The organism is Alishewanella maricola, from assembly GCF_016343785.1.
Taxonomy (GTDB): domain Bacteria; phylum Pseudomonadota; class Gammaproteobacteria; order Enterobacterales; family Alteromonadaceae; genus Alishewanella; species Alishewanella maricola.
On the sequence record NZ_JAEINI020000004.1, the window covers coordinates 24419 to 49373 of the forward strand.

The window sequence follows — 24955 nt, forward strand, 5'->3', positions numbered from 1 at the left end:
AAAGCGTACACTGAGTAATTAAACAGTATGGTCAGATTTTAGAAACTACTTAATAATATTAGTCGTTACTTTGTTAAATATGGAATGTAATGGGTTATGACAGCAGCAAGATACCTTATTAAATCTCGTTTTAAGCTTGCGCTGGAATGCCCGATTAAGCTCTTTTATACCGGTAAGCATGTGTATGCTAACTAAAGTCTGGAAGATGATTTCTTGCAGGAACTAGCCAACGGTGGCTATCAGGAGCGGGACCTTGTCAAAAATTATTTCCGCGAAATGCCGATGTTCATAGTTAATAGCTTTTCTATCTAATTCAGTCTGTTAGTATTCATGCGTATTTTGTTTGATATGGAGTAGTACTACACGAAGCATCGTGTTATTTGTGAGGTAGAATGAGTTTGATTGGTTGGGTCGATTTTTCATCCTTAGAGCGTGAGCGCGTTTCACAAATAATGTCTATGCTGCAAGAAAAAGGCACACTTGATGAGCTAGGCATTGGGCAACTACGTGATGCGTTTGCTGATAAACTTTTTCCAGGTTTTTCTACGATACAAACACGTGCCAAGTACTTTGTGACCCTACCTTTTTTGTTTCATGATTATCGACAGCTTAAACCTCATGAGCGTCTCAAAAAGCCGTTAACTGAGTTTCTTAGCGAGCGTGAAGATAAACTTGCTAGGATGCTTGTTAAGAATCACATTGATAACATGCCTTATGGAATTATTGGCAAAGACAGCTTAGACAAAGGCGTCGCAAGAAAGCCATCATCAGTTTATTGGAATGGGATTCGCAAGCTTTCTATCGCCAATACCGACCTGTCATTAAAAGAATTTATTCGTCAATTTGAAGATCACTATTGTTCAGTGAGAGATACTCACGTAGATGACGATCATCAAAGCTCAAATCTTACTGATTGGATGACAAAGCCTGATGGTTACTCTCCTGACTGGTTGACCAAAACAAAGATCGAGTTAACTCTGCGTGAGGCCGAATTTCTCAAAGATAAGCTGTTAAACACAAAACGCATCGAGCATAGCATTCCAGCACAATTAATTAAGCATAACCTAGTCAAAGAGGTGCTAGATCTCAATGAACATTTACCCTCAGGCAGTTGGCAGGCATTCTCATTACATGAGCAACTTAAGAACTCGGCTGTCTCGTCCCAAACTAAGAGCACACTCGCCAAAGCTCTCGAGTTTAGTTTTGTGTTAGAAGGTGCCCACATTCGATATAACTTACTCATCGCACTACGAGCTGATAACTCAGCTTTCATCGAAAGGCTGAAAGAAGATTTTAGCGAGTGGCAGGCGAAAGCACTAAGCCAGCGAGATAGTTTCACTGAAAATGCGATTAACAATTGGTATTTATCTGCTTTTGACGCACAGAAAGCAGCCAGCAGCCGAACCCGTCAATTCATTGAGAATTGGTGTCAATTGGTAAGGGATGAATCGAGTGAAGATGACTTGGATCAATGTGTAAAACGTCAAGCTATCGCTAACAAAGGTGCGCGATGCTTACTGAAAAAGGCCTTGAATTCAGACCAAGGCTGGGTTGGAATGCGCCTATTAGAGTTTAGGTGGCCGACAGCAAAGATTATTCTTCGCGATATTCAGGAGGGGTTGAGTGTTATTACCTGATAAGAATCGCCTGGATTATGGAGAGCAATTGATTTCTCCAGAAGGCTATGAAATTACTCATGCTATCGCGACAACCTTTAGTCTTGATCTTAACACCTTACTTACAGTGCCCATTGCCATGTGCTTTGGCCACACGCTCGAAGGCTCTGTCGAACACATGCGAATAGCACTGCTGGATGCACTGGGCACACTTGGCGACAAACTGACTGTGTTTTATCAGCAAGGTAATATTAAAGTTCCCGACAAATACAATAGTCTCTTCGGATTGTTAGAAAAAAGCTTAGTGCCCGTTGTACCAAATTCAGGGCGTGAAAACTCCGCTTTTTCATCATTCCACCCCAAAGTGTGGTTGTTGCGTTTCGCCAGTAACGATCCGGAAGCAAATATTAAATACCGTTTGATGGTTCTGTCTCGCAATCTGACATTTGATCGAAGCTGGGATCTTTGTGCAGTTATAAATGGCGAATCGAGAGGAAAGCGAAAGCCGGCGAATAGAGCGCTAGTCCGTTTCTTTGATGAGGTTTATAGATCCTCGCATGAGCAATATTTCAGTGATGTTATTGACCCGGAAGAACTGATGCGGGTGCTTTGGAAAAAGCCAGACAACGTTTCGAATCTGGATTTTCTCTCTAGCATTTTTGAGGATGGGAAACGTCAAAGGCCTATTGATATCCCACGTAGCAGCCGAGCGATGCTTGCAGTTTCTCCATTTATCAGGGGAGGAAGTAGAGTGGATGCATTGGATTGGCTGCAAAGTTTTGCGCCAGATGGTAAACGATACCTCTTTAGCCAAAAAGAAGAGTTAGATCTTGCTGGAGAGAAAGCTTTAGCGGGTTGGAACTGTTACTCATTTAATGAGCATTTAGTAAACGCTGAAGAATTAGAAGAGATGGAGCAGTCTCAATTCGTTGAAAATGACCTCAATTTACACGCGAAACTACTGGTAACTGATGAAAACGCAGCTGAATCAAGCTGGCATTTAGGCTCGGCGAATATTACTCAAGCTGCGCTAGGGGATTCGACTCATGCGCCAAGAAACACTGAATTCATGCTGCGCCTAACTGGCGATCCAAAATATATGGGGGTTCAGGCGTTAATCACGCAATGGGTGAATGCAGAAAATACCGGGTTGTTTGTAAAGCACGAGTTTTCAGTTTTGCAAGATAACCAAGATGACGCATCAGAACGAGAGTTACGCCAACTTGCGTTCGAATTAATAAAGACAAAATGGTACCTGAAAGTTGAGCCGAGTGAAGATAATTACAAATTAATATTGGATGCAGAACCAATTGATTTACCGAACCATTTTAACGTCAAAGTATCGACACTAAGTATTTCACAGCCCCGAGACCTTGCTGAACGGGTTGAATGGGATAAGTTAAAGCTTTCTCAAATAAGCGCATTACTTCGGTTTGATATTGTGCAAGATGGCATTGTGGTAAAGCACTTAGTGACACAAGCCAACTTGAACTTTCCCAATAATTTGGATAGGGATAGTGCCATAACCAAAGAGCTTTTGGCGAGCACCTCGCAGTTCATGGGCTATATCTCGATGTTGCTACAGATAAACCCTAGTAAGCAAGATTTGTTCGACAGCGAAACTCACCAGAACGGTAATGGTGTTGGTGCTGAGTTTTTCAATTCCGATAGCGTTATTTTTGAAAAGCTAATGCGTGCAGCAGCAGTGACCCCAGAGTTATTTGAACGGATCGACAAGCTTCAATCGCAAGTGGATGAGTCGATAATCCCAGAACAATTTAAAAAGTTATGGTTCGTCTTTGCTCAACTCATTGAAAAGAAAATGTCAAAGCAGAACAAGAATAATAAATGATAAACATAGAGATAGATCAACAATTAGAGCGTGTGTTAGCCAGCTTAAAAGACTTCCAATTCGCGACAGTAAACAACACTTTGGTTAAATTTCAAGATCTTAAGCACAGTCATCGAGTATTGGTTGCAGACGAAGTGGGCCTGGGCAAGACGATAGTAGCAAAAGGGGTGATCGCACGCCTGTTACGTTTGCATCTGCAGCGCGAGACAGGCGTTCCTTTACGTGTCATTTATATCTGTTCGAATTTAGCCTTAGCAGATGAAAATAAGCAGAAACTGGCCATATTTAAAGGAGAGCAGGCTGCCCGATGGGTGAAACCATCAACTTTTGGCCGCTTGGTTGAGCTGGCTATAGAATTGAAAGAGGTCAGTCAAACGAGCAGTCACATTATTGAGGTTTGCACACTAACACCAGCGACGTCTTTTACTCTTACAGCAGGGGCTGGCAATCGCAGAGAGAGAGCTATATTAGCTGTGCTTCTGTCCCAAACTTCCGTTTTTAAAGACAAAGCACCTTCGATTTATCAGCTGTTCAAAACCAGCTACATTAGCCGAGATGATCGCTGGAAAGATGAGATTTGCTATATCAAGAACTCGTTCAATATCGATCCAAGGGTAATAGTTGACTTAGAGGAGCGTTTAGCCAGGCAGTGTTTATTGCCGGGACTTTCTTGCAAGTTCAAAACTCTAAAAGAAGCAGCTTTATATATAATCACCGACTGGGATAAACACGGCGGTGAAACTGAAGTCAATAAGCAGCTTTTGAACCTGTTCAGAGCTGAAATTCGCAGGCAAGTCGCTCAGTGCTGTGCATCTCATTTGCAGGCGGATTTATTCATTTTGGATGAGTTTCAACGTTTTCAATCATTAACTGATCAAAGCTCTGAGTCAGAAGAATCACTCATTGCTCAACAAGTTTTTAATAGTAATGTCAAAAAAACAACAGCAAAGCCTAAAGTGCTTTTGTTGTCAGCGACGCCATTTAAGGCAATGACTACCTTGCATGACGAAGATGACGAGACCAGCCACCATGAACAATTGCACAAGTTGCTGGATTTTTTGTCCAGCAATGATGTCGATTTTGTTACTCAGTATGAGATAAACCGCGACTTGCTTCATCGCGATATGCTGGCGCTCTCCTCTGGCAGCTCTGACTTCGAGAACATTAAAGATATTAATGCTCGCGCAGTTGAAAAGCTTCTTCAAACTTATATTTGTAGAACTGAACGAGTTCAAATCAGTAAAGGATTTGAGCAGCTGATTGAGTCAAGTGAGCTATGTTGTGGCGAAGACTTTGACATGACAGAGGTACTGGGGTATCGAGCACTAGAAACGTTGAGTTCCTTGCTGCCTAAAGGCCGCGGCGGCGTTTCATTGATTGAATTTGCTAAAGCAACACCTTGGGCGTTGTCTTTTCTCCATGGCTACGCGTTTAAGGATCTTTATTATCGCAATATCCAGAAACCTGAAGTTAAAGCACTGCTCAGACACTCAAAGCACAGTGAACAGCATCTTGCATGGTTGTCCCGCAGTGCTATTCAACGCTATCAGTTGAATGTCGGGAAAAGCGCACCAAGTGCAAAGATTAAAGCGCTTAGCAAAGTTATTTTTGAACAACAACCAGAGAACTTACTCTGGGTGCCTCCGTGCAAGCCTTACTACGAATTTGATGGTGTTTTTAAAAGCAATGATAACTTTACCAAAACACTATTGTTTTCCTCTTGGGCGCTCGTTCCCAAAGCACTAAGTTGCCTTTGGTCTTATGAAGCTGAGCGCAGGGTATTGAAGGGGAAAAGCAGAGCAGATGAATATTACAGTGATAATAATGCCTCCCCGTTACTCAGATTTGAAGGTAAGTCGACGCTTAATGTTTGGCACTTGCTTTATCCCTGCAAGTCGATTTCTGAGATAAGTTTCTCAGGGCAAAATCTTCATGAGCTTCTGCAGCAACAGACAGCGTTGATTAGAGAAAAACTTGACTGTTTAAAACGTTATGAGAGCGAAGAAAAGAGTAGTAGTAATTGGTATCTGCTTGCTCCTATGTTATTGGACAAGTTATCTGGTAAAGCTGAGCATGTGAAGTACTGGCTGCAAGTCACTGAATCTCATTTAAACAATCAAGGTCGCTTGAAGCACTTTTGCGAAATCAAAGACTTGTTTGAAAAAGATAAAGCCTTGTCATTGGGCAAAATGCCTGATGATTTAGCACAAGTGTTGGCTTATTCGAGTATTGCGAATCCCGCAGTGTGCGCGATGAGGACAATTCAAAAGCTCTGGGCGAAAGATATACCTGCACAAGAGCTTATTGGCTGTTCGGTTAGGCTTGCCGAATTGACAGTGAGACTATTCAACCACGAGTATGCGATCCCTATCGTGAAGCGCAACATCAAAGGCACCCTTGAAGCTGGTAGAACAGCGTCGCCGAATTGGTACAAAGTGCTAGTGTATTGTGCTCATGGTAATTTCCAATCGATGCTTGATGAATACTGTCATTTACTCGCTTCATCAGGTTGTAGCTTGGAAGCTGCATTGCACAAGATTGAGCAATCAATGGCAATTAGAAGCTCTAACGAACAAGTGCATTTTTGGGAAGACAGAGCAAAATCGAAAGATACATGCTCGTCGTCAATGCGTTGTCACTTTGCTGTCCCGTTGGGAAATCAGAAACTAACGGATGATAGCGGTTTGCAACGCGTTGTAAGTGTGCGAGATGCGTTTAACTCTCCATTTAGACCCTTTGTTTTAAGTTCTACTTCTATTGGTCAAGAAGGGCTAGATTTTCACTGGTATTGCCGTCGAGTTGTGCACTGGAATTTACCCAATAACCCGATTGATATTGAACAACGTGAGGGACGGATAAATCGTTACAAGTCTTATGTGGTAAGAAAGCGCATTGCTCAAAGCGTTACTCCTAATCTTGATGGCCAAACAGATATCTGGGAGCAAATGTTTGAGTTGGCTAAAAAGGTGGGTGGTGAAAATGGCAATGATTTAGAGCCATACTGGTATGTACAGAGTGGTACAGCGAAAATAGAAAGAATAGTACCCACGTACCCCATGAGTAAAGAAGTTGCCAAGTACAAAGATATCAAAAGAATATTGGTTCTGTATCGGTTAGCGTTTGGGCAACCAAGGCAGCAAGAGTTGCTTGAACGGTTTATCGGCTGCGATGTTAATAATGGAATATTTCAGGAAATTAAAGATTCGTTGATGATTAACCTTGCGCCAATAATTGCAAAATAAAACTGCAAATGAGTTTTGCAGGCTAAAACCATAAGGCGCCGCGTTCTTGATAATCTTAGCTTTGTAAGGTAAAAAATATTGACGACCAAAGTTTTTTAAAATTTACTTTTTCATGGAGGGTGGCGAAAAGGTACGAGAAGGTCTTTCCGCTAAGTAATTTCTATTATCAAGTTCTTCATGCAAAAGTTTGTAAAGTATCGATGCCACTCTTGCCCCATTAACAGTTTGAGGTTTAGTGGTATTCAGTAATTGCATTTTATTAAGTATTTCAGTTGTGCTCATATTTTCGAATTCAGACATTTTGTATTTCATCTCATAAATTTTGTTAAAAATTATAAAAAAAGAATAGGATTACTGTAGCAAACAAGCAATAAAAAATTTAAAGACACAGCTGCATATATAAAAGTCAGCTTACAATGGGTTTAGTTGTAATTAAGCCGGTTAACACAAACCTGCGTTTTACAGGTTTAGCAACTGAATATTAGTAAATTAACAGACCAAATTAAAGAGCTTAATCTGAAGCATTAATTTTTTTCGTAAATAAATTTGCATCTTTTGAAGATTTATTACGAAACCACTGGTTCATTAAACAGCAGCCTGCTAGGCTGCATTAAAACGTATTTGGTTTAGTGAATCTATGAATATCCTTATCTCTTGGCTGGGTAAAACCGACATCGACAATATGCAAGCGAACGAGCCTGCATCTATTGCAACGCTAGCTACCAAGCACAGTATTATTTTTGACCATATTATTATTCTTGCCAATACTTGGGAGGAACACTGGGATAGCTACGAGAAATGGCTAAAGAAACGTCTTGCTGTATTGCATCGTCCTGCAAATGTCGAAATTAAAAATCAGTCGCTTAACTCGCCAACAGATTATCAGGCCGTAGCGGCGATTATGCAGAAAAACCTGCAAGCACTTTGTCGTGTTGAAAATCAAGTTTATATAAATCTGACCTCGGGCACACCAGCGATGACGGCAGTATCGGTATTGCTGGGGAAGGGGATATATGAGTGTCACTTTTTACAGTCTGCTCGCGATAACACCATAGAAGATGTACGTATACCGTTTGATTTTGACGCTACCTATGCCAAAGCAGCTTTAAGCAGTATTTCCGCTAAAGTCGTTGCAGGTCCAAAATTATCAGCTGCTTTTGATGATATGGTCTCTGTTTCTGAAGCAATGCAGGCAGTTAAGCATAAAGCACAAAGGCTGGCGATGACCGATTTACCCGCATTAATATTGGGCGAAACCGGCACCGGGAAAGAGGTATTGGCAACTGCGATACATGGCGCAAGTAATCGTAGTGCAAAGCCGCTTAAAACCGTTAACTGTGGCGCTTTACCGGAAAACCTGGTCGATTCCATTTTATTTGGCCATGTTAAAGGCGCATTTACCGGTGCGAATAATGACCATGCCGGTTTATTTGAGCAGGCTAATGGTGGCACGCTTTTTTTGGATGAGATTGGAGAGTTAACACCGGCTGTGCAGGTAAAATTACTCCGCGCGCTGCAGCAGGGCGAAATTACCCGGGTAGGCGATAGCAAAACTCGTCAGGTTGATGTGCGGATAATAGCGGCTACCCATCGCCATTTAACGGAAATGGTTGCTGAAGGTACTTTTCGGGAAGATTTGTTTTACCGTATTGCGGTAGGGGTAGTTGAGCTGCCAGCACTGCGCAATCGCACTGCCGATATACCTGAACTGGTTAAGCAGATTATGGCTGAGATAAACGCTGTGTTTGCCAAACTACCTGAGTATAAATGTAAAAAAATTAGCAATCCTGCAATTGGTTTTATAAAAGAGCAGAGCTGGCCTGGCAATATTCGGGCACTTTGGAACGCATTAAATCGGGCGGTGTTGTGGGCAGACAATACCGAACTTAGCGGAGCAGATATTCAAAATGCGCTGGTAGAAACGGTTAAAACAACTGAAAATACCGCCGTTGTACCTGAATTAGTTGCTGGATTCGATATTCAGCAATATATTGATGGAATTAAAGAAAACATCGTCAAAGCGGCACTTGGTAAAACTGCAGGTAATAAGTCCAAAGCTGCAAAGTTGTTAGGGCTGGCCAATCACCAAACATTAACGAACTGGATGAAGCAGCTGCACATTGATACTGAAAATTAATTAGAGCTTTTGTTGTGGCATTAAAGTTGTAATACAGGGATATAAGGAACACGCAGGAATGAAGCACGCAATGAGTTTTAAACATCTTGAAGCGCTACCCGAGTTATATCAACTGGCTGCCTTTGCCCAGGATTACGCCTGTAGCGATCCGCAAAGTGCGCTGGTGAAAATGCGCTGCCTGATGGAAAAAATCGTTGGCGTTATTTATACCAAACTGCAATTACCGGTTTACCCCAACGCTAATATCGTCGACAAAATTAATGCCGACAGCTTTACCTCTGTGGTGCCTAGCCCAATTATCGATAAACTGCATGCAATCCGCAAAAGTGGTAACCGTGCGGCACATGAAGGTAGAGTCAGCCAGCAAGAAGCGGTCTGGATCCTACAAGAATGCTATTTTGTCAGCGGTTATTTTTATGTGGCCTATTGTGGTGGTAATGCAAACAACCTGCCTGAATTTATCGCGCCCGACTGTACCAAGCTGGCAGGGCAATCTGATACCCAGTTCGCCCGCGAGAATAAGCAACTACAATCCAAATTAGCTGAGCACGAAATACGTTTAAAGCAGGCGCTGGACGAGTTAAAAACCGCCGAAGCGGCCCAGCTAAAAGCGCAGCAAGAAGCCGCTAACCTGAAGCAAGCCATTAATGACGGCGCAGTAGCGCAAGCCAAAGCAGGCTATGCCAGCATGTCGGGCTTTAATTTTAATGAAGCCCAAACCCGCGCCCGTATTATCGATATGGATTTACGTGCAGCCGGTTGGGACGTGTCCTTAGATGAAACCTCAACCGAGCAGGTACGCAAAGAATTTGCCGTCGACGGCCAGCCAACTGCCACCGGTAAAGGCTATGTCGACTATGTGCTGTTTGACGATGACGAGCTGCCACTGGCAGTTATTGAAGCCAAACGCACCCGTGAATCTGTTGAGAAAGGCCGCCAGCAAGCCATTTTATATGCCAATGCACTAGAAAAACGCTATGGCCGCCGCCCAGTCATTTTTTACACCAACGGCTACGATATTCGCCTGCTGGACGATGCGCAAGGTTACAATAGCCGCAAGGTTTACGGTTATTACAGCAAAGACAGCCTGCAATATTTAATTAAGCAGCGCAGCCTGAAAAAAGACTTAAACAAAACGCCAATTGATACCAAAGTGGCTGGCCGTTTATACCAAATGGAAAGCATTACTCGGGTGTGTGAACGCTTTGCCGACAAACACCGCAAAGCCTTAGTGGTGCAAGCCACGGGCACCGGTAAAACCCGGGTGTCTATTGCGCTTGCTAAACGCATGCTTGATGCCGGTTGGGCGAAGCGCGTGCTGTTTTTATGTGACAGAAAAGAGCTACGTAAACAAGCGGGTAATGCCTTTAACGAGCATACCAAAGAGCCGCTATACGTGGTGGGTAAAAGCAAAAAAGCCGCTGCCGACAGCGCCCGAGTGTTTATTGCCACTTACCCTGGCATGATGCGAATTTTTCAAAAATACGACGTAGGTTATTTTGATTTAATTGTCGCCGATGAATCGCACCGCTCTATTTACAATATTTACGGCGATATTTTTAAGTACTTTGATGCACTTGAAGTAGGCTTAACCGCCACACCGGTAGAAATGGTCTCGCGCTCGACCTGTGAGCTGTTTGGTTGCGACTACAAGCTGCCTACCGCTAACTACCCGTTAGAGCAAGCGATCGAGGAGGGTAACTTAGTCCCTTATAAAATTGTTAGCTTTACTACGAAGTTTCTACGCGAGGGCATCAGCAAAAATACGCTTAGCGATGAACAAATAGCCCAATTAGAAGAGCAGGGCATTGATCCTAATACCTTGGATTTTGATGCTAAGCAAATTGATGAAGCGGTTAAAAACAAAGACACCAACCGGGTTATTTTACGCAATCTTATGGAAAAGGGCCTGCGCGATGCTGACGGCCAGCTGCCAGGTAAAACCATTGTATTTGCCCGCAACATTAAACATGCCGAGCTGCTCACCACCTTATTTGGCGAAATGTACCCGCAACTTGGTGATAATTTCTGCCGGGTTATTCACTCTAAATACGAGCGTGCTGAAGAGTTAATTGACGACTTTAAAGCCAGCGATGAAGGTAGCGTGCGTATTGCTGTATCAGTCGATATGCTCGATACCGGCATTGATGTGCCAGAAGTGGTTAACCTAGTATTCGCCAAGCCAATTAAGTCCAAAGTAAAGTTTTGGCAAATGATTGGCCGTGGCACGAGGCTTTGCCCCGATTTGTATGGCATAGGTAAGCCTAAAACCCATTTCTTAATTTTTGATCACTGGCAAAACTTTGAGTACTTTGAGCTGGATCCAGAGCAAGAAGATGTGAAGCAAAGTAAATCGCTAACGCAAAAACTGTTTGAAACGCGCTTAGCCTTAGCCGAAACCGTACTGAAAAAAGCTGACTTAGCCGTTTTTAACAGCGTGATAAAACTGATACATGCCGACATTTGCACGCTGGACATGAACACCATCGCCGTGCGGGATAAATGGCAAGACGTTGAAGCCTGCAAAGATGAAAAGCGGCTAAACCAGTTTGCCCCAGCCACCAAAACCATGTTGTTCGACAGCATTGCCCCGTTAATGCAGTGGCGCAACATTATGGGCCAGGGGGAAGCCTATAAGTTTGATACTGAAATAGCCATTATTCAAACCCTGCTTTACACCGACCCTGCACGCATAGACCTAGTGCGCCAAGGCATAATGGGTAAAATTACCACCTTACAAATGCATTTAAATGAAGTGCGAGCCAAAGCCAATGCCATTGCCGATATTCAAAAAGACAGTTACTGGCAAAACCTTAGTTTTGCTGCACTGGAGCAAAGCCGCCAGGCGCTGCGAAGCATTATTCATTTACGCGATAAAGGCTTGGTTACCCCAGTGCCAGAACTGGTGCTAGACATTAAAGAAGCAGAAGCCGATTATCAGGTAACGGAGCGTGCGGCCAAAATTGTGTCGATTGATTATCAAATTTTTCGCCAAGAGGTAGAAAAAACCCTAAAACCACTGTTTGCAACTGACGCGGTGCTGAAAAAAATACGTGCCGGTGAAAGCGTAACCGAAGATGATTTAGCCCAGCTAAACTCACTGGTGCACACGCACAACCCGAATGTTGATTTAAACACCTTAAAAGAGTTTTTTCCTGAGTCGAGCGTAAGCCTAGATAAAATACTCCGCACCATAGTGGGCATGGACAAAGACGCCATAGAGCAGGCCTTTACCCAATTTGTGCAGCAAACGCACACCCACATGAATGCCAAACAGCAGCGCTTTATTGGTATGCTTAAAACCCATTTAATTCGCTACGGCGCAATTACCATAGAACAGCTGTACGATGCACCCTTTACCAGTATTCACGACATGGGCTTAGACGGCGTATTTAGCCAGCAACAAGCCGATGTTATCGAACAATTTATTAAGCAGTTTAATGTGAACCTGGGGCAAAAAGCCCCGCGCATTGAAAAAACACTTAACCCGTTATAAGCAGTACAGGAATTACCATGATCACAGGTCAGCTAAAAAGCAAAATCGACAAACTCTGGGAAGAGTTCTGGACCGGCGGCATTACCAACCCGCTTACGGTGGTAGAGCAAATTACCTTTTTAATGTATGCCCGGCTGCTGGACATGAACGAGCAAAAAGATGAAAAACTCGCTGCCCGCACCGGAAAAGCCTTTAGCCGCCGTTTTAGCGATGAGCAGCAACACTTACGCTGGCAGCACTTTCGCCACTTAGGCGCAGACAAGCTGTATAAACTGGTTAAAGACGAGTTGTTTCCGTTTTTTGCCGAAAGCTCGGCGCAAACGGTAAAAGACGGCAACGAAGGTTCGCTGTTTGCTGAGTTTATGAAAGACGCTCAGCTGATGATCCAAAAGCAAAGCCTGTTGGTGAAAGCCGTTGAAATAGTTAACGACTTACCGCTGGAAAACAGCGACACCAAAGGCGATTTATACGAGTACCTGCTAAGCAAGCTAACCACCGCGGGTATTAACGGTCAGTTCCGCACACCAAGGCATATTATCCGCGCCATGGTAGAAATGCTCGATCCCAGCATTACCAGCCGTATTTGCGACCCGTCAACCGGCACTGGCGGCTTTTTAGTCAATGCCTACGAGTATCTGCTGGAAAAATACACATCGAAAGATGCAGTAGAGCGTGAACTGTTATTCGACGAACAGGGCAAACCGCTGCTGGATATTAACGGCCAGCAACAACACAACCTGCTTTACTCGGGTGACTTAATTGCCCCAGAGCAGCGCGCGCATATTGATAGCGATATGTTCCACGGCTTTGACTTTGACGCCACCATGCTGCGCGTAGCGGCCATGAACCTAGTAATGCACGGTATTAAACAGCCGGATATTCACTACCAAGACACGCTTAGCCAAAGCTTTAAAGAGCGCTTCCCCAAAGCGGCAAAAAACGGCTTTGATATTATTCTCGCCAACCCGCCGTTTAAAGGCAGCCTGGACGAAGAAGACGTTTGCCCGGATATTTTACGCAAAGTAAAAACTAAAAAAACTGAGCTGTTATTCGTTGCCCTTATTGAAAACATGCTGAAAATTGGCGGCCAAAGCGCCACCATCGTGCCCGACGGCGTGTTGTTCGGCTCGTCCAACGCCCACCAGCAGCTGCGCCAGTTACTGGTAGATCAAAACCAGTTAGAAGCGGTTATCTCCTTACCCAGCGGTGTGTTTAAGCCTTATGCCGGCGTATCTACCGCGATATTAATTTTCACCAAAGGCGGCAGTACCGACCACGTTTGGTTTTACGATGTACAAGCCGACGGCTTTAGCCTGGATGACAAGCGTACACCAATTAAAGATAACGACCTGCCAGCGTTAGTAGCCGGGTATAAAGCGCGGGATAAAGCCATTGCTGAAACCGAGCAAAACGACCGCACGCAAAAAGCCTTTTGGGTAAGCAAAGCCGACATCATCGGTAATAAGTATGATTTATCCATTAACCGCTACAAACAAGTAGTGTATGCCGAGCAGAAATATGACGACCCGAAAGTGATCCTTAATAAGTTGGTGGCGCTGGAAAACGACATTCTGGCTGATCTAAAGGCACTGGAGGCAATGCTGTGAATAATTCATTTCCAGAACACTGGGATGTATTGCCCTTTACTGAGGCTATTCGTGACGCAACCTCAGAGTATTCAAAGATTCAGAAATCTGAGTATAACGAAACAGGTCTATTTCCTATTGTTGACCAGGGACAACAAAAATATGGTGGTTTTACAGATGATAGCTCGATGGTATCGTTAGATAGCTATCCGGCTATTGTTTTCGGTGACCACACGCGAATCTTTAAGTTTATCAATGAGCCATTTTGTTTAGGTGCTGATGGTGCGAAAGTACTAGAACCTAAGGTTAAGCTTGATAAAAAATTTTTGTTTTATTATCTGTCTTCACTGCGGATCGAATCAGCTGGTTACAGTAGGCATTACAAGTTCTTAAAAGAGAATCTAGTTCCCCTCCCACCACTAGCCGAGCAAAAGCGCATTGCCGAGATTCTGGACAAAGCCGACGCCATCCGCCGCCAACGCCAGCAAGCCATCCAGCTCGCCGACGACTTCCTCCGCGCCGTGTTTCTGAAGATGTTTGGCGACCCGGTGACCAATCCGAAAAAGTGGGAAGTTAAATCCCTCTCTACTTTGTGTTCAAAAATTACAGATGGGACCCATCATTCTCCCCCGATTGTTGATGTTGGTGTGCCTTACATAACAGCTAAACATCTCAAAACCACAGGATTAGAGTTTTACAAAGATCCTTGGTTTATTTCTGAAGAGTCACATAAAGCGATTTTTTCTCGTTGCGCTCCAGAGAAATATGACGTGCTTTACATAAAGGATGGAGCAACGACGGGTTTGGCTGCAATTAATGAATACGATTTCGAGTTCAGCATGCTGTCTAGTTTAGCTCTCTTAAAACCCAACAAAGAGTTGATGCTGCCTGAGTTTCTTTGCATGTTTCTCAATCACCCTCGCTCTAAGCTGGTGATTACTGCCAATATGGCTGGTGCTGCAATTACGCGCCTAACGTTAGCGAAGATTAAGGATATTCAGATACCCTTACCTGAGGTAACTAAGCAAAAGGTGTTTTCTGAGATTTATTGGAAAGTAAAAGAGTTTTTATCAAAGACCCGTGAAAGTGAGCAACATACGGCTGAAGAGTTTAATGCACTAAGCCAAAAAGCCTTTTCCGGCCAGTTATAACGTAAATAACAAGGATGTTATGAGTAACGAACTTACCACCATCAACGACAAATACCTTTATGCCTTAAGTGCCGCTGCCGATTGGCTGACGGTATCTGAGTGGGCTTTAAAGGTGGCGGAGTTATTTCCCGATTTACTGGCTAATGCCGACGCGCAGGCGGCTAAGCAGAGAAACGATACTACCGGTCTTCGGGAAATTGCCGCCAGGCTAAGTTCGCGTATTTCCAGCGGTGGTTTTGGCAGCCATATTGAAGTCGATACTACCGAGCGGCCCAAAAGGGTGCGCTTTTTAACGCCTAACGAGCAGCAGCAACATGAGGCGGAAGAAGTCGAAGAAGACTTAGCGCCGCTGCGCCGTATCGATATTATTAAACGCGACAGCGAACAACTGAGCGTGGCCGAGCAATACCGCATTGACGAGTTTGAAGCCATCAGCCGCCAGCTTAAAGCCTACTTTGGGCTGGACTTTGAAGTTGACCATGCCGCCGCGCTGCTAAACAGCAAAGCCCCCGGCAAACACCACCCAGATAATTTGCAGTTGCTGTTAAAAGCCCACAACGCTAAAAAGCACGCCAACAACTGGCCACGTTTTAGCTTTGCCGAGCAGAAACAATACATCGAAGCGGCTATAACCCTGCAAACCCTGGTTGCCAGCAGAATGAGCGTTGAAGTTGAAACCCGTGTAATGGCGTCACTTTTAAGCCGGTTAGAAGCCGTTTATGGGAGTTAAGGATCTAACATGCAAATAAAATCCATCACCATACAAAATTTTAAAGGCATCCGCCGTAAAGCGGTGATCCCACTTGCTCCGGTGACCATGTTGTTTGGTGCTAATAGCTCGGGTAAAAGCAGTATTTTGCATGCGTTAATTTATCTTTTTGAGCTGATAGTTAACCGAAATCCTGATCCGGAATACTCAACCATTACTGGTGAACATTTATATCTTGGTGGCTTTAAAGAGTTGGTATTTGGTAAAGATATCAACAACACCATAACACTCGGACTGGACTTAGATACATCTGATGATTTAGATGTATTTGACGAGTTTATCAGTGACGTTGAACGAAATTTAGTGGAAGAAAATACCGGTTGGTATCCCGATAGCCAGACTAATAATCCATCTTTCGAGTTGGATATCAAATGGAATGATCTTGATAACAAAGCTTATGTTAGTGAATACCGTGCTTTCGTAGATGGTAAGCCGTTTATGACATTGCTGGCTCAGAAAGGGCAAAAGTCAGTTAATGCAACGCTTATTGACGTATCGCATTGGCCAGTTGCTGATTTCTTCAGAGATCTGGCTGATGACATTAGGAATGGTTTTCGATTGCCTATCTCATTACACAAAGGCGATTCAGCATTACCAGACCCGAATCAGAGTTTAAATCTGGATTTTGTGCCTTGGAAGTGGAGTGAAATTTACCATGCTCATCCGCTTGCTGCAAAAGTGTTTGCTGAGGCGGCGTTATCTCAAGGTTTGCTTGGTCCACTCCGTTTATTGCAAAAGAAACTTGCAAGCTTGATACATATTGGCCCACTTAGAGTTGTACCCAAGCGAAGCTTTGTTGCCAAAAGAGCGCCTGAAAAGTCGCGTTGGTACGATGGCGAAGCAGGATGGGATGGTTTTTATAATGGTAGTAGAACCTTACAGCAGCAAGTGAACGAATGGTATCAGTTACATTTTAAATGCAATTATCAGTTCTTAAACGCGCCGAAAGGTTATGGCGTGGCACTTATGGACAACCAAAACTCGTATCCTTTATTCCCATCCCAGGTTGGCGCTGGTGTATCCCAGGTATTCCCCTTTGTGGTTGCGGCGATGAAATCTGATATAGGAATTGTCAGCATTGAGCAACCAGAGCTGCACTTACATCCAGCCTGGCAGGTTGAGTTAACTGACTTAATGCTTACACAAACTAATGAATACAGTGCTGGAAAGCAGTTTTTTGTAGAGACCCACAGTGAGTATATGGTGCTGCGTTTGCTCAAGCATTTTCGAAAGCAAGGAAGCAACATTGCAGGCTCTGCTCAGATAATATTTTGCGAAAAAATTGAAAACGAGACACGTGTACAACCAATTAACATTACTGAAGCAGGGGAGTTTGATCGACCTTGGCCAAATGGCTTCTTTGAAGAGCGAAGTAAGGAGTGGTTTTAATGCTTTTTGCTGAATTTGCAGTTAACCCTGATGTGGTAAGAGATTGTAGAGATTTACAGTTGTTGAATGCCCATTTTAGCCGCTATAGCGGCGCGTTAATTTCAAAGTTCCCTGATAGTTGGGCTGAGTCTGTGTTACAAAGATTGTCTAAAGTAAGCTTCTCAGAACAGCAAAAAGCTCAGATCCTCATTCCTAAACTTCTGCAAAATGCATTACTCAGTTTTGAGCGGCAATATCGAACTGCCAACTGGTGTGACGAAGCTATTGCTTCACATAAAGCACAAAATTTCTATGCTTTGTTGGGTATGCGAGAAACTCGTTTACCTGAATTTATCAGTACTTTGGATGAAATTGACCACGTCGATTTTCGCCGAATAGGCTCAAGGAGTGTTGAATGCCGGGCACAAGAGCTGGCAAATGCAGCATTACCAATTTTAAGAAGTGCAGAACGAATCAGTCTGATTGATCCTTACGCGAAGCTTGGGAATAACATTAACCGAGGTTATGGTAAAACTCTGGAAGCGATGTTTGAAAAGATCGCTGGCCGTAGTGTGGCGTTCGATATTTTTGCTGAGGATGATCAAACTAACTTAGATCAAGAACTGGTTAAGTTTAAAGATTTTAAACAGCGTATTCCCCCCAACATTCAACTCACATGGTTTTTCCTGAGTGATGATGGTAATGGTGCTCTGCACCAACGTATGATCTTAGGAAATAATCTAGGCTTGATTTACGATCGAGGATTTAAACATGAAAACGATCTGGATAGGCAAGCTGTCGGCACACCAGTTTATGTTGCAAAATTGCCAGACATTGAGCGGGCCAATCGTCGCTATAACTATGTGCAGCCAGAGCAAAGAGTAGTTTTAAAACTAACTTAAATTACGTCGGGTTTTACACAGTGAGTAAATATCAAAATCTAAACCATCTTACAAAAACCGTTACAGATATGGGTGATAATACGAGAAAAGTTGCCCTTGATGATTGTTCTGTCCAACGATATATATCCGAAAAAACTAAAGTTGCAGCGTACTTTAAGAACCTAGAAGCTCACTTAATTCATCATATTAAATCAGCAGATGCAGTTGTAGGTTGTATTGCTTGGTTAACCAGTGAGAACGTACTTAAAGCGCTTAGTGAAAAAATCGCGGCATCCGTAATAATTCAGAAAGAGGATTTTCTGCGGCCCGATATTAATTCGTCCTCTGCTGACTGGAAAACTGACCTCCGAACTCTATACGATGCAATCAAACCGATCCGAACTCCAGAGAATGGGTTAATGGGATGGTATGAGACATCACAGGTTGATGACAATGTGGGCATTGGAAGCCCTTTTGCTTCAGTTGGTATTCGTTGTGTAGGATATAGTCGTGGAGCGACAGCGACACAGCCCCGCATGCATCATAAGTTTTTGGTTTTTCTCAGACATAAAGTCATTACAAAGGAAGAAGAATTACAAGGCTTGTGGCCGTATTTGCCATATGCTGTCTGGACAGGTTCTTTTAATGTTACCAAGAACGGTGCCGCATCATTGGAGAATGCGCTTTATTTAGAGGATCCTGTTGTCTCTGAGGCATTTTGTAATGAATGGACTCAGATGGTTGAGATATCCGAATCTTTAGATTGGCACAGTGAATACGCAACGCCAGAAGTCTACTTCAATACCGGCGCTTGTCTGAGTTAATTCATTGACGGTATATATTATTACTATAAGGTAATTAATATTACTTTATTATCCTTCCGCTTATTCGCGAATATAATTTATCTGTATGATTTTATTTAACTAATTAAAATGGCATGACTCCTGAATTACCTCTTGTGACTAACATTTCACAGGAGATAAACATGGGTTACGAAGTAGATTTTTTAGGTGTAGGTAGCGAGTCAAAAAGCGGTGATGCGATTGCCATCCGGTTTGGTAATTTACATGGTAGTCGCCATGAGCAAACTGTCGTGGTGATTGATGGTGGTTATAGCGATACCGGTAATGAGCTGGTCGACCATATACGTAATCATTTTGGCACAGACATTGTCGATTTGGTGATAAGTAGCCACCCGGATCAGGACCATATTAATGGCCTTGAAGTCATTTTAAACGAACTGCAGGTTAACGAGCTGTGGCTGCACCAGCCCTGGTTACATAACCATAAGCTGGCAGATGAGTTTGCCGACGGCCGGCTAACGGATAGCGGCCTGGGTGAGCGTTTAAAGCAAAATTTAGAGCGTGCATGGTTACTGTCCAAATTGGCAAACAGAAAGGGCATTGTTCTGAAAGAGCCGTTCACTGGTCTGACGGATAAATCCGGTGCCGTTAAAGTATTGGGCCCCAGCCAGTCTTATTACGAGTCGCTAATTCCTGATTTTGAAGGTATGCCGGCTCGTGCTGAAAACCGCTCTCTTATCAGCGAAGGCTGGTTTGATAAAGCGATGCGTGTGGTAAAAACGTTTTTTGCTAATTGGGGTGAAGATCATATCGCCGATGATGGCCAGACTTCGGCTAAAAATAACTCCAGCGTTATTACTCAGCTTATTGTCGACGGTCGCCGTCTGGTATTTACCGCAGATGCTGGAATTCAGGCATTAGAATATGCAGCTGATGAAGTAGACGGTTGTTACTCCGGCGCTGAGCTGACGCTTATCCAAATTCCGCATCACGGTAGCCGGCGCAATGTTGGCCCTACAGTGTTAAACCGTCTGATTGGTAGCCCGGTTGCGCAGGGCGTGCAAAGTGGTGTAACTGCCATTGCCTCTACTGCCAGAGCGAGCGAACCCAAGCATCCGCGAAAAGCTGTACTAAATGCATTTGCGCACCGCGGTGCCAGAGTTTTAGTCACTCGTGGTCAGGGAATAATGCATTACCACAATTCACCTGGTCGCGCCGGTTGGTCCTCTTTGACTGCAGAGCCATACCACTTTTCTTATGAAGAGGAGGTTTAACTATGGCCGAGGTATCCTTAAAAACGCAAAACCTACCGTTGCTTGCGATGATTATGGTTGCACAGCTATTGATAGCTTATCTTCTCTCGAGTTCGGATTTTAGTTGGTCTGTTATAGAGGAGTTTACTCAAGGTAGCGTTGTGATGGCAGCAATAATGCTACTTGCAGCGCTTTTCAGCGGCCTGCTGCCTGCTTCGATAAAGTTTCAGCTGGTGTACTTACGCCTAAACAATACATTACCGGGTCACCGCTTTTTGCACCTTGCGGCTCAAGACCCGCGTATCGATTTGCTTGCTTTACAGCACAAAGTGATGCCGCTGGTGCCATTGAATGCGGCGGAGGCCCAGCAGAACCAAGTGTGGTATCAGCATATTTATTATCCATTACAGCATGAGCCGCTGATAAAAGATGCGCACAAAGCGTTTTTGCTCTGGCGTGACAGCGTTGTGGTGTCACTTGTTATTGGCCTACTGCTGGCGCTTGGGGTCATTACAGTGCCAGTGGTTGCTGCTGTTTTTGCCCCATACTCGTTTTTAGTGTCTGTGTTCTTTGTTTTTGCCAGCGTGCTTGCTGCTCATCATAGCGGCAAAAGAATGGTGACCAATGCTGTTGTCACCTGGCTGATGCAGCCACGTTCTAATCAGAAATAGCGAACTGAAGGAGAGCGAGTTATGGCATTTTTAGTGAATCAAAAATTTGAAGCTAAAGCGGTTCTGATCTCGAATTTGCTGGATGGTACACGGTTGGTATTTTCACAAGGCAGGTTTGATAGTTGGTGCATTTATCATTTGCGTAATGGTTTTGCCCATGCCATCCGCGATGAGGAGGTATTTTCCTTGATGCAAAAATATACCACGACATTACAACGATTTTGGTTATATCGAGATTTTCTAACTGTGTTCAAATTAGTGACAAATGATATTAATTGTGGTGTAGTCAATAACATAACTCGCATGGCAAAACAGTATGAAGAGCCCAATGAGGTGCAATTTATTCTGACGTTTCTTTACGCAGGTATGGTGGCCGAAGAAAATAAGCAGAAAGCCATTTTAAAAAAATACATCAAACGGCTTGGTGTGCATCAGGTGTTAATAGAATGCATGCCGCCCAGGATGGCAGCAAATTACTCACGGCAGAAAAAATTCCGGGAGTTACAACTCGAGTGTGAAGCAAGGGCTTTTATAGCCAGTATATTGCATTGAAGTTAAGCGCATAAAAGGATTTATGAAGTGACAGCATTAAATGAACTTAACGAGTGGACGGCTTTTGTATTTAAAAGTCGGCGTGATGTGCTTCGAGGTAGTCCATTATGGGCATACAAAATAACTGACCAGGAACTTGATAACCTGCAAACAATTTTGCAGCGTCTATTTTCTACTACCAATGCAAGCTTACTTTTCAATAGACACACAAGTTGTCTGGCATGCCCACTTGTGCTGTACATTTCGACCTGGCTTCAGCGAAATACCCGCACTCGTCCGACATGGGAAAGTGTTACATCAAGCATCTGTTTAGATTACAACACTAGCAGTAGAGCGCTTCTTGTCGATTGCGTAAAAGCTGGGCTTAAAACATTAGGTATCACCATACATTTTGCTCAAAATTACCGATATCTGGACACCTTGTATTGTCATGGCGGTTTTCCGCGAGCAGATTTACTGGGCATGTCGCATTCGCACTTAATCGAGTATTTTGAAAACGTGCTAGATGACTTTGCGACTTTCTCTTATTCGAGCTCAGTGACTGATATTGCTCAGAAAAAACTGTCTGATTTGCCAGAGACGCTAAGACAGCAGCCTTTTGCTGAGCTTGCATCATCATTGATTTCATATCTTATTGAGCTTAGAGACCGCTTTCAGCTGTATGAAACCTCTGATCCATTAGCATCTCTAGAAATGAAGAGTCCTAATTGGCGCGACCAAATCCCTTTTCTGGTCATTGACGAGGAAGCTGAAAGGCTAATTTACAAATTAGTTAAAAGAACAAGCGAAGTTGTTAGACGTTCTCAGAACCCGGTTAGATTAAAGCGTTACCTCACTGAACGTGACAATATATTTAACCTAGTAAGTGAGATTTATGTAAACCACACTATTCACCCATCGGATTTGAATAGAGTCTTTTCTGTTCAGTCACTGCCGAACTTTTTTGAATTAGTCACCATCACCGAAGAGGGAAAGCGACACAAAGCGGCAAGCTTTAGTTTTAAAACTGGCGCTAATCCTAGGTGGATAGTGTCAGTTATAAGTAATGCAGTTACAGGTGATGCTGCGGCCGGAGAATTAAAGTATGAACTTTATTCGGACGGAGAATGCGTTTGTGCGGGCACTTACCGTAATGGCGATCGTTTAGACGAGCATGCCCCTTGGAGTTTTGAGGTTGACAGCCAGAACCATAACTATATCGGAAGTGCCAGCCTTAGGAGCACTCAATCGACCTTGTTGATTGCAAGTTGCCTTGAACCTATAGGTTGTAGCAAGGATGCAAAGGTAAAAAGTATTGGAAATGTCAGTTCTGTAGCTCGAAACCTATATCAGGTTGAAGGGCATGTAAGAATTCCATCTACATTTGGTGATTTCCATGTCAGAACGAATGCAAATCAACTTAAGTGTGAAGATGTAAATGTTAAGGGCAGAGTTTTTTTAGATGTTATATCGGATAAACCTGTCTACATAGGTAAACCTAATCTTGTTATTGATGAGTCAAAGACCGATGCCATTTTAAATAAGAATGAGTTTTTCTGGGTAAATGGCAAAGGCGTTTCAAGGCCCTATTTTGAGGTTAAAGATAGTTGCGGTATCGGCGCCATCGTAAGGGCGATAGAGGGCGAGGTGGTGTGGATACATCAGTGTGTTTACCTACATGAAGCATTTAATGTTGAACTTATTCATAACGGAAAAGGTGATTTTGAGGTAAAATTTTCAGGCTTGGAAAACGCAAAGGTTGGTTTAGTTTCTAGTCAAACTGCCTCGATGGTGGGCGAGCCTGAAGATATCGCCGGTTTTACATTTTTAGAGATCAAGTTGACAGATCTTTTAGCTGATAGTGTTGAGTTTAACCTGTTTTGGCTTGATAACCCCGATACCATAGTCAAGCTTAAATTACCTGTTGATTTAAATGCCATTTCTCTATTAACGCGAAGTGGCCACTTATATCGGGATAATGATTCTGGTGCATTAACTGCTGAGGACCTTATCAACTGCACGTTTAAGTTAAAGTCTGATACAGAAATGTTGCGGGTAAAAGCAGATTTGATCTCAGACGGAAAGTTACAAACAACGGTTTCAAAGGAATTTGCTCTTACTGCCTCGGGAACATATAAAACGCTACAAACAAGAGAAGTAGCAAATCTTGCACTGCGGTTGTTTCGGCACGGAATAAACCCTGAAGACGCAGTACGCTTAACATTTTTCTTAAACGGTCAGATAATGGAAAGCCAGTTACCTTGGATCTCAAGATTCAAATACTCTCCAGAAATCCGCGGTAAATCGGCTTTTATCAGAAAATCATTACATCTGATCAAGGACTTTAAAAATTGGAATTTGAAATTGAGCCCTACTTGGGATCTCACCAGTGACGGCTACTTGCTCGAGTGCATCGATCGACATGGTGATTACATAGAAATACCACTGCCTGAGATTGCAGAATATGGGCGTTGGTTATTGTGGGCGCCAGGTCAAAACAGTATTAAACCGACGGTCATCGAATTTGAGATACCGCTTGTCAGACAAAAAGTTGAAAATCTTGGAGCGTTGGCTCAAGCACTTAAATCCGCTTTTCATTCGTCACAGGGAATTAGTGACTATGATGAACGATTAAAAGTTGATTCTATTCAATATGCAATTAAATATCTAAAAAAGGTTGAACGTAAGGGCGCTGTAGATTACTCGACGTTGGATCGCGTGTTATCCAAAATGGCGAATGATGCTGACCACGAAGGCTGGCAGTATTTTGACAGCCTGATTGATTTAATTAATGAAATTGAGCCAGCCAATTTTCACGCACTTACGCGGCTTATGGCGTATCCCTCTTGTTTGACCTTATTTTTACTTAGAAACAAAACCAAGTTTCATAAGGTGTGGGAACTTGCTGATTATCTGCCTTTTGAATGGACTCTAATTTCAATTCAGGATTGGATTAAAGCAATCAAGATAGTGAAGCAAAAAAATGAACTTCTATTAGAAGGGGTAAGGCGCGCTGCTCCTGCAATTTATGCAGAAGTTCAGCGAGGACTTTTTCATGATCTGATTTCAAAGGGAGCGTATTTCGCTATCTTGGTTGATATTGCGTTAGTGACGTATACACCTGACAAACAGCTTTGGGCGAATAAGGCGTGCAGAAATACAAACTCTTTTATTGGCAATCAGTTTTTGGAAGCGCGTAATAAGTTATTTGAGCGCCATCAGCATAAACTGATGAGCATATCTCAGTCAGTTAAAAAAGATCTGGAACTGATTGAGTGCACAGAAAAGTACTGGCCAGTGTCCTCATTACCTAGTGACCTTCGTGGCTTCTTCAAATCTCAGCTGGCTTCGGAAAAAAATGACGTTGTAAAACGCGCGCATAAGCTAACAGTTGATTTGACGCTAAAAGTTGCTTTTTATAACTTGGGTGTTTTTCAGCGTCCACTGCCGACCTGGGCAATGAGTTCGCTGAGTTTTGCGTTAAGTCAACTTCAACAATTTGACCGAGGGTGGATGCAAGAGGTTATGTCATTGGCTGCTGGAGCAGCCTATTCGGCTTTTTGCAATTCAGAAATAACAGTGGTTGGTTAAGTAATAAA

General features: G+C 43.4%; 15 protein-coding genes. All 15 read left to right on the plus strand.

Features of this window, described 5'->3' with window-relative positions:
• The first annotated feature begins 392 nt into the window (after window positions 1-392).
• The 15 genes from JAO78_RS07400 to JAO78_RS07470 all read left to right on the plus strand — a co-directional run bounded on the left by JAO78_RS07400 (window position 393) and on the right by JAO78_RS07470 (window position 24947).
• The gene (locus JAO78_RS07400; protein WP_226750738.1) at window positions 393-1637 is read left to right on the plus strand and encodes a DUF6361 family protein; all 1245 of its coding nucleotides are present in this window, start codon (window positions 393-395) and stop codon (window positions 1635-1637) included.
• The gene (locus tag JAO78_RS07405; RefSeq protein WP_226750739.1) at window positions 1624-3468 is read left to right on the plus strand and encodes a phospholipase D family protein; all 1845 of its coding nucleotides are present in this window, start codon (window positions 1624-1626) and stop codon (window positions 3466-3468) included. The genes JAO78_RS07400 and JAO78_RS07405 overlap by 14 nt, the downstream gene beginning before the upstream one ends.
• Window positions 3465-6710: a DEAD/DEAH box helicase gene (locus tag JAO78_RS07410; protein ID WP_226750740.1), complete on the plus strand. Its 3246-nt coding sequence runs from the start codon at window positions 3465-3467 to the stop codon at window positions 6708-6710. Before JAO78_RS07405 ends, JAO78_RS07410 begins: the two co-directional genes overlap by 4 nt.
• Window positions 6711-7347: 637 nt before the next feature.
• The gene (locus tag JAO78_RS07415) at window positions 7348-8847 is read left to right on the plus strand and encodes a sigma-54 interaction domain-containing protein (RefSeq protein WP_226750741.1); all 1500 of its coding nucleotides are present in this window, start codon (window positions 7348-7350) and stop codon (window positions 8845-8847) included.
• 70 nt (window positions 8848-8917) lie between these two features.
• Window positions 8918-12343, plus strand: a complete 3426-nt coding sequence (locus JAO78_RS07420; RefSeq protein WP_226750742.1) for a DEAD/DEAH box helicase family protein — start codon at window positions 8918-8920, stop codon at window positions 12341-12343.
• A 17-nt stretch (window positions 12344-12360) separates the two neighbouring features.
• On the plus strand, window positions 12361-13950 hold the full coding sequence (locus JAO78_RS07425) for a type I restriction-modification system subunit M (RefSeq protein ID WP_226750743.1): 1590 nt from the start codon (window positions 12361-12363) through the stop codon (window positions 13948-13950).
• Window positions 13947-15080, plus strand: coding sequence for a restriction endonuclease subunit S (locus JAO78_RS07430; protein WP_226750744.1), 1134 nt, complete (start codon window positions 13947-13949; stop codon window positions 15078-15080). Before JAO78_RS07425 ends, JAO78_RS07430 begins: the two co-directional genes overlap by 4 nt.
• A 19-nt stretch (window positions 15081-15099) precedes the next feature.
• A complete protein-coding gene (locus JAO78_RS07435; protein ID WP_226750745.1) occupies window positions 15100-15810 on the plus strand; it encodes an HNH endonuclease in 711 nt (236 codons plus the stop codon).
• A 9-nt stretch (window positions 15811-15819) separates the two neighbouring features.
• On the plus strand, window positions 15820-17238 hold the full coding sequence (locus tag JAO78_RS07440) for a DUF3696 domain-containing protein (RefSeq protein ID WP_226750746.1): 1419 nt from the start codon (window positions 15820-15822) through the stop codon (window positions 17236-17238).
• Window positions 17238-18119 carry a hypothetical protein gene (locus JAO78_RS07445; protein WP_226750747.1) on the plus strand — a complete coding sequence of 294 codons (882 nt, stop codon included), beginning with the start codon at window positions 17238-17240 and terminating at the stop codon, window positions 18117-18119. The genes JAO78_RS07440 and JAO78_RS07445 overlap by 1 nt, the downstream gene beginning before the upstream one ends.
• Before the next feature lie 20 nt (window positions 18120-18139).
• Window positions 18140-18922: a phospholipase D-like domain-containing protein gene (locus JAO78_RS07450; protein WP_226750748.1), complete on the plus strand. Its 783-nt coding sequence runs from the start codon at window positions 18140-18142 to the stop codon at window positions 18920-18922.
• A gap of 161 nt (window positions 18923-19083) precedes the next feature.
• Window positions 19084-20175 carry a ComEC/Rec2 family competence protein gene (locus JAO78_RS07455; protein WP_226750749.1) on the plus strand — a complete coding sequence of 364 codons (1092 nt, stop codon included), beginning with the start codon at window positions 19084-19086 and terminating at the stop codon, window positions 20173-20175.
• A 2-nt stretch (window positions 20176-20177) separates the two neighbouring features.
• Window positions 20178-20825, plus strand: a complete 648-nt coding sequence (locus tag JAO78_RS07460; protein ID WP_226750750.1) for a hypothetical protein — start codon at window positions 20178-20180, stop codon at window positions 20823-20825.
• Between the two features lie 21 nt (window positions 20826-20846).
• Window positions 20847-21377 (plus strand): DUF7004 family protein, encoded by a 531-nt coding sequence (locus JAO78_RS07465; RefSeq protein ID WP_226750751.1) that lies wholly within the window; start codon window positions 20847-20849, stop codon window positions 21375-21377.
• A 27-nt stretch (window positions 21378-21404) separates the two neighbouring features.
• Entirely contained in the window at window positions 21405-24947 is a 3543-nt protein-coding gene (locus JAO78_RS07470) for an STY4851/ECs_5259 family protein (RefSeq protein ID WP_226750752.1), read from the plus strand.
• The last annotated feature ends 8 nt before the right edge of the window (window positions 24948-24955 follow it).